We start from the raw sequence: 4969 nt of genomic DNA, 5'->3' as shown, positions 1-4969 counted from the left end.
CGTTTTTTTTACGGTTTTACTAGCTTTTTCATTTTAGCTATTTTTTCAGGGATTTGCAAAACTGAGATGCACCCGATTTACAGTCAACGTTACGGCATCGAAGCAATGTTTAAAGACTGCCGGCACAGGAGGATATAATCTCGAAGGCTGTCAGCCATCACCTGAGAAATTGATTGCTTTGATGATTTTAATAGCGTTGGCAATGACTTCAGCATGGTTGCGAGGACAAAGAACTCAACTTCAAGGACAGGAAAAATATGTGTGCCGCCTAAGCGAGCCAGGTAGAACGAGAAGAAGACATAGCAAGTTTTGGATTGGTTTGTATGGCGAAAATTGGCTAATTGCCCATGACTGCTGTTGGGAGTGGGTAGAGTCTATGATAGGTTTAGTTCGCAATAAGCAACCGTTTTATCAGAGAGGACTAAAAGCTATAAAGCTTATAGGACAACCGCTTTAGCCTCGTTGTCGCCCCCTGAAACCTCTTAGTCACGCAAAGTGCTGTAACACATTTTCCTTGCTATGCAGGACTACCAGATTTTAGATTGAAGAATTGGACAATTAACCCCACGGATGAATCCGGGGGCTTTGTATCCCGGATGCTTTCGGTGAAGAATGATTGTTGAGATTTGCACGATCGCTGTTATCATGTTTTGGCTCAGATATCTCTATGACTTACGCAGAGATCCCCCTAAATCCCCCTTCAAAAGGGGGACTGTGAATAATAATCTTGTGCCACCCTTGGTAAGGGGGGTTAGGGGGGAGCGAAGTTTGAATATTCTTGCAGAGATCCCCAAAAACAGAATTTGCGAGGGCAAAATATCTTGAAAACTCGATCGACATACTGGCAAATCTTACCCTACCTCCGTCCCCAAAAACAAACCATCGGTAAAGCATTAGCTTGTACCGTAGTATTTACCATATTTTGGCCGATTATAGCGTGGCTGGTTGGCGAAACAGCCAAATTTATAGGTAAAGGAGATTTACAAGGGTTCGCTCAAATTGCCGCACTCAGCGCCATTATATTTCTACTTCGCGGTACAGCCCAGTACGGTCAAGATACGCTGATGGCAAAAGCAGCTTTGACTATTGCTTTAGAAATCCGCAAAAAAGTGTACTCCCACCTGCAAAAACTAAATCTCGGCTACTTTGAAACTGCCAAAACCGGAGATTTATCCTACCGCCTCACCGAAGATATTGACCGCATTGGCGAAGTCGTAAATAAATTTTTTCATCAGTTTATCCCTTGTGTTTTGCAGCTAATTGCCGTCCTGGGATATATGATTTATCTCAACTGGCAATTAACCTTGGGTGCATTAATTATTGCACCGCTGATGGCTATCTTAATTGGTTGGTTTGGCGAGAAACTGCTAAGTTACTCGCGCCAAAGTCAAAATCGCATCTCTGATTTATCCGCTTTGCTGACAGAAGTATTCAGCGGCATTCGGTTAATCAAAGCATTTGTGGCTGAAGACTACGAAATTGCCCGCTTTGCAGAAGAAGCAGAACAAAACCGCCGCGCTAAGTATCTATCAGAACGAGTAAAAGCACTTCAGTTCGTTGTAGTTGGCTTTCTGGAAGCGATGAGCGTGATTTTACTCTTTTTCCTGGGAGGTTGGCAAATTTCTCAAGGAAATCTCACAGGTACTCAATTTATCAGTTATATCGCAGGGGTGGCGCTTTTAATTGACCCCATCGCTATTACAACTGCTAATTACGGGGATTTTAAGCAGGGAGAAGCTTCTAGCGATCGCATTTTTGAATTATTAGCAATTGAACCAACAGTAGTCGAAAAGCCTGGGGCAATTGAACTTCCCCATGTTACAGGCAAAGTCGAATACCGCAACATTAATTTTGCCTATAACTCAGAGGCACCTATTCTGCAAAACATGAGTTTGTTGGCACTTCCCGGAGAAATGATTGCTCTCGTGGGCGCATCCGGTGCTGGTAAAACTACTTTAGTAAATTTGCTACCCAGATTTTACGATCCGCAAGCGGGACAGATTTTAATTGACGGTATTGATATTCAAGATGTCACCTTAAATACTCTGCGGCGGCAAATCGGCATTGTACCGCAGGAAACGATTTTATTTTCGGGTACAATTGCTCAAAATATCGCTTTTGGTCGATCTTATTATGAACTGAAAGATGTGCAAAAAGCTGCGGAGATTGCTAACGCTCATCAATTTATTAGTGAGTTTCCCGACGGCTATCAAACTTGGGTAGGAGAAAGGGGTGTAAATTTATCTGGGGGACAAAAACAAAGAATTGCGATCGCCCGTGCAGTTTTGCTCGATCCCAGAATATTGATTTTGGATGAAGCGACATCGGCGCTGGATTCGGAGTCCGAAAGTTTAGTGCAAGAAGCGCTGGAAAGATTGATGCGCGATCGCACTGTGTTTATTATCGCGCACCGCTTGGCTACTGTGCGGAGAGCCGATCGCATTTTAGTTTTGGAAAAAGGCAGAATTGTCGAATCTGGGACGCACGAGGAGTTGCTGGAAAAGGGATCTCGCTACGCAGGCTACTACGCTCAACAGTTTAGTCAGTAGGCTACATTAGAAACCGGGTTTTTAGCCGTTTCTGCTGACCTCAACGAAGTATTCTCGTAAAAAACCCGGTTTCTGGCTACCCGTGGGTTCTGGACTGAACCCCTACAGCTTTGAGCATGGCTTTTTTACATTCCATTAAACCCATAACACCCGTGATATTCATGCGATCGCCTATGATTATGATGCCAAAACATGACTCAGGATGACAACAGATAGATTTGGAACATTACGAAAGCCATTGTCATTGGTGAGAAACAGCGTACAGCCTTCAGTCATGGCTGTCGCAGCATAATAGCATCAGGGGTTTTGAGATTGGTATTAGCCCTTAAATTAGCTGCTGTTATCAGTACAGATTGAGTTATGGGAACTAGCTGTATCTCTGAGGATAATAATAGTTGTTCGTAGTCACGGAATAAGATAGTGTTAGCATTTTTTAGAGGGAAAACTAAGGTTTCCAGCAACGTCAATTCACTGGTCATCAGTTCAAGTTCACCTGCTTGAAACTTCAGCCACAAGGGTAGAAGAAGCGAATAGTAATTCTGGTTGGCTTCAACGGTGTAAATAATGACTTGTGTATCCAAGTAAATTGTAGCAGAGGATGGTAGGTTTAGTTGTCCCATGAGTTTTTTTCTTCTTGAAGTTCCCGATCGATTTCTTCAACTGTTCTGGAGACATTACGGCTACGGATTTCTGTAAGCAATTCCAACACCTTACGCCGCCACGGAGGCTTTTCTGGTATAATCACAAACACTTCTACTTCTTCACCCACAGATCCAGGCGGCACTTGAATTTCAAGTTTATTTCCTGCCAGAACTTTGGTGGTAATCCGTATTGCTGACTGGATACTTCCTCCTTTGCGATGATTAATTTTCCACAGCCCCTAAAGCTTTGAGCGTGGATTTTTCAACTTCCGTTAAACCCGTAACACCCTTGATATTCATGTGTTCATAAGGTCTGTCACTTTTGAGTATTTTGAGGCACTCACCAGTCTCAATATCCCAAATCATAATTGTGCCATCCCGACTGCAAATAGCAATCAGTTTACCATCATAATTGAAGGCGAATGAGTTAATTCTACTGGTGTTATATTGGAAAATTTTTCGACACTCACCTGTACGAATATCCCATAATCTTACCGTGTGATCGACACTTCCACTAGCAACTAATTCACCCGAATAACTAAAAGCAACTGAACGTATCCAATCAGTATGCCCGTGAAAAATCTTGAGGCATTCACCGCTGTTGATATCCCATAGTCTTACTGTTTGATCCACACTTCCACTGGCAAGTATTTCACCGTTCTGGCTAAAGGCAATCGCGCGTGCCCAACCGGTATGCCCCTGCAAGATTTGGAGGCATTCACCAGTATGGATATCCCACAGCCTCACCCTTCCGTCATAACCTGTACTGGCAAATATCTCGCCCAAAGGACTGAAGGCAACCGAGTATAATGAACAGTTATGCCCTTGCCAGGTTTTGAGGCATTCACCACTGCGGATATCCCACAGCCTCACCGTTTGGTCATAACTACCACTGGCAAGTATTTCACCCGAAGGACTAAAGGCGATCGACCGTACTTCTTTTCCATCCTCTGGCAAAATATGGAGGCATTCACCAGTTTTGACATCCCACAGCCTCAGCGTTTGGTCATAACTTCCGCTAGCAAGTATTTCACCGTTTGGATGGAAGGCAACTAAATGTACCCGATCGAGATGACCCTGCAAGATTTGGAGGCATTCACCAGTGTTGGCATCCCACAGCCTAACAGTTTGTTCGTCATCGCCGCTGGCAAGAATTTCACCGTTTGGACTAAAGGCTACTGACCTTACTTGAGTGCTATGGCCTTGCAGCGTATTCAAGCATTCACCGCTGTTAATAGCCCACAGCCTCAGTGTTTGGTCATAACTACCGCTAACAAGTATTTCACCCGCAGGATGGAAAGCCACTGACCCTACTTGATTACAATGCCCTTGCAAAGTATTCAAGCATTCACCGCTGTTAATAGCCCAGAGTTTCGCTGTTTGATCGTAACTTCCACTTGCGAGTATTTCGCCATTTGGACTGAAGGCTACTGACCGGACTTGATCCAAATGTCCCTCCAAAGTTTTGAGACATTCACCGCTACCGATATTCCACAGCCTCACTGTTTTGTCGCCGCTGCCACTAGCAAGTATTTCACCAGCAGAATGGAAAGCAACTGAAAACACACTTTTAGTATGACCTTGCAAAGTTTTGACACATTCACCAGTACCGATATTCCATAGCCTCACTGTTTTGTCGCCGCTGCCAGTGGCAAGTATGTCGCCAGCAGGATGGAAAGCAACTGAAAATACAACTTTAGTAGGGTCTTCTGGGTTGGCGGTGATAAGAAAGACTAATTAGAAAAGCAAGCTAATAGTCGATCTCGAAAATTGTCAAAA

The 4969-nt window shown here is 44.0% G+C and carries 4 protein-coding genes; 1 reads left to right on the top strand and 3 read right to left on the bottom strand.

Annotated elements, in window-relative coordinates:
- Window positions 1–821 precede the first annotated feature (821 nt).
- Entirely contained in the window at window positions 822–2549 is a 1728-nt protein-coding gene (locus tag QUB25_RS29310) for an ABC transporter ATP-binding protein (RefSeq protein ID WP_333188954.1), read from the top strand.
- A 272-nt stretch (window positions 2550–2821) separates the two neighbouring features.
- Here the strand turns inward: QUB25_RS29310 and QUB25_RS29305 are convergent, their stop codons facing one another.
- The 3 genes from QUB25_RS29305 to QUB25_RS29295 all read right to left on the bottom strand — a co-directional run bounded on the left by QUB25_RS29305 (window position 2822) and on the right by QUB25_RS29295 (window position 4915).
- Window positions 2822–3169, bottom strand: a complete 348-nt coding sequence (locus QUB25_RS29305; protein WP_333188952.1) for a PIN domain-containing protein — start codon at window positions 3167–3169, stop codon at window positions 2822–2824.
- Window positions 3157–3333 carry a hypothetical protein gene (locus QUB25_RS29300; protein WP_333188950.1) on the bottom strand — a complete coding sequence of 59 codons (177 nt, stop codon included), beginning with the start codon at window positions 3331–3333 and terminating at the stop codon, window positions 3157–3159. Before QUB25_RS29300 ends, QUB25_RS29305 begins: the two co-directional genes overlap by 13 nt.
- A gap of 79 nt (window positions 3334–3412) precedes the next feature.
- Window positions 3413–4915 carry a WD40 repeat domain-containing protein gene (locus QUB25_RS29295; protein ID WP_333188956.1) on the bottom strand — a complete coding sequence of 501 codons (1503 nt, stop codon included), beginning with the start codon at window positions 4913–4915 and terminating at the stop codon, window positions 3413–3415.
- Between the last annotated feature and the right edge of the window lie 54 nt (window positions 4916–4969).

This window comes from Microcoleus sp. B3-D7 (assembly GCF_036705305.1).
Classification (GTDB): Bacteria; Cyanobacteriota; Cyanobacteriia; order Cyanobacteriales; family Microcoleaceae; genus Microcoleus.
This window is presented reverse-complemented; position numbering and strand designations above follow the sequence as displayed.